2 protein-coding genes are annotated in these 2,571 nt (G+C 62.7%); both read right to left on the reverse strand.

From position 1 onward, the window contains the following. Window positions 1-1,638: neutral/alkaline non-lysosomal ceramidase N-terminal domain-containing protein (locus EPO09_RS09605; protein ID WP_290642529.1), on the reverse strand; the 1,638-nt coding region annotated here is incomplete at its 3' end. Window positions 1,639-1,677: 39 nt separating this feature from the next. Beyond that, a partial coding sequence (locus EPO09_RS09610; protein WP_290642531.1) for a TorF family putative porin occupies window positions 1,678-2,571 on the reverse strand: 894 nt, incomplete at its 5' end.

A 2,571-nucleotide genomic window follows, 5' to 3' on the forward strand; every position in this document is an offset into this window, starting at 1 on the left:
GGTCTGGAAGTTGAGCTGGCTGTTGCTCAGATCACGTGGCTGCAAGTTGTTGATGGTGGGGGCACCATTGACCATGTCCTGCGCCAGCTTGTCGAGTTCCTGTTGGTACGCGGGTTGGGTATAGGGGCCAAACAGGGTGCTGCCGCCTTCGTAATCCTGGATGCTGTATTCCTCGGGCGTGGTGATGTATTCGGTGTAGGCATTGCTGTAGCCCACCACCAGTACCTGCTTGATGTCCACGCCCAGCGTGTGGGCCAGTTGCCGGCGGATGCGGTAGCCCGACATGATGGTGGGCTCGCCCGGCAGGGTTGCCAGATAGAGCTGCCCCACGCGCACGAGTTGCAAAGGCAAGACCTCCGGCGCCCATGGATAGGGCTTCATCTCGCCGACGGGGATGACCACCTCCTTGACGCCATGGCATTGGCGCAGCGTCTCCGACGGCCAGAACACCAGGCCACCTACTGCGGCGAGGAAGGGGTTGGCCTGGCCTTCCTTGGCGATGCCGGGGCCGGGGCCATCCTCTTCACTGCCTGCAGCAAAGCTGGTGCCCAAGGCTGCCGGGCAGGTGGTGTGGGGCTTGCCGTCTGCCGTGTAGGCGCCCGATACGGTGACCTGGCTCATGTCCACATAGCGCATGCGGTAGTCCACGGCGCCTTGCAGCAAGGTGCTGGATTGTTTCGACAAAGCCTGGGCCTTGTCGGCCTGGCGTTGGCCGATGATGCGGGTGTTCTCGAACTCGTCTTCCGTGGGCCCGCTACCCGGTTTGAGGTTCAGGTTGGGCGACATGTCCCCAGGGTTGGTTTGCGCGAAGGCCGCGACAAACGGGTTCTTGTCAGCACGGTAGTTCACGCCGGCCTGGTCGTGCTCCCAGTGATAGGCCGCATAGCCTTTGTTGTCGCCACTGATGAGCGTGTTCTTCTGAGTCATGCTCGTGCCGTGTGTGGGGAACAGGCTGAGCGCCCCCACGGCCTTGCCACCTTGGCGAAAGGTCAGCACGCTCATGAGCGGATCGATCTCCAGCGGGAAGGCGGCACGGTCAGCGGCGGCATTGAGGCGAAACGCCGGCGCAGAGCGGTTGCGGCTGGCGTTGGTCAGCTCACCCTGGTTGAGCGTGATGTCGCCAGGTGCCTTGCTTCGATGGGCTTTGTCGATGGCCTCGACGATGCCGTCCACGATGGCCTCGAAGGTCTTCTTCTGAAAGCCCAGGATGGTGATGTTGTAGAGCGCGTAGTGCGAATAACCACCCGGGCCGGCGTGCGTGTGTGTGGCGCTGATCAACACGTTCTGCGCGTTGTACAGCGTGCCGTACTTGCCAGCCAGGCGCTTGAGCACGGCCTGGTGAATGGCTTGCGTGACCAGGCCCGTGTCCGTGATGACGACGACGGCCGACTTCTGCGTGGCGGCATCCTGCACGATGAAGGCGCGGGCCCGCAGGCGCTGGTGGATGCCCGATGTCTTCTGAGCCAGATCGGCATAGCCCATCATGCCGACCTCGGCGGCCTCGCCGGTGATGTCGCTCATGCCCACACCCACTTGATAGGGCTGAGCAGCGGCCGCTTGGGCCATCTGGTGGGGCATGAGGGCCCACGCGGTTGCAGCCGTGGCGGCGAGCATGGAGAGGCGGCGAGGTGCGTGCATGTCAGGCTCCTGTTGGTGGGCGTTGAATCGTCGCGTTGATCAGAAGCGCTTGGCGATGCTGGCCATCAGCGCGGGTTTGTCGATGCGCTTGACGGCGGTGTTGTCACTGTTGAGTGCGTTGCCGTAGTAGCTGTTGCGCATCGAGCCACCCACGATGTCAGCTTCGAAGTCAAAACCCCAGCGTGTGTGGATCAGGCCGAGCTTGTAGTCCACCGTGTTGAGGAAGGAGAAGTTGTGCACGGCCGTGTAGCCCACGTGTGTGAACAGCTTGGTGTTGCTGTTGAGCGGGATCCTGGCTTCGACTTGCAGCAGTTGCGAGCCGCGGCTGTTGTGATAGCCACGGTCATAGCAGGACATGGCTTCGGACAGATCTTCGCCGCCGTTTTGAATCACGCCGATTTGTGCCGCGGTACCGCAAACGGTGGAGGTGTTGTTGCCGCGGAAGTCCTTGCTCAACACGAGCAGGTAACGGGCTTCGATGATGCCGTAGCCAAACTCGAACAGGCCGAAGGTGGTGTCGAAGTTGGTCTTGATCAGCTCGGCAGGGTCGCCGTTGGCGTATGCGAGTTCGTTGTCATGCACCTCGACGGACGAGCCGGGGAACATCTCGTGCGCCGCACCCGCACCGAAGTGCCAGCCATCAGGTTTGCCCCAGCGATAGCCCAGTGCAGCCAGTGCCGTGGTCTTGTTGCCATCAGGGAAGCTTTCCTTGGCCACGGTGCCCAGTTGCAGATAGCCCAGGAAGCCCGATTCGTGCGCGGCCGTGACCGTGAATTCGGCGCCAGGGCGGCGGTAGGTGTCGGACAGACCGTTGGTGCGGCGGTCTGTCAGCACCTTGGCTTCCATGTCGATCGAGTAGCTCTGGATCTCGGGCTCGCCGGGGGTTGCTGCTTGTGCAGGCAAGGCGCAGGCCAGGGTGAGCGCAGCCAGGCT

Origin of the sequence: Aquabacterium sp. (assembly GCF_004297345.1) — a bacterium.
Lineage (GTDB): Bacteria > Pseudomonadota > Gammaproteobacteria > Burkholderiales > Burkholderiaceae_C > Aquabacterium.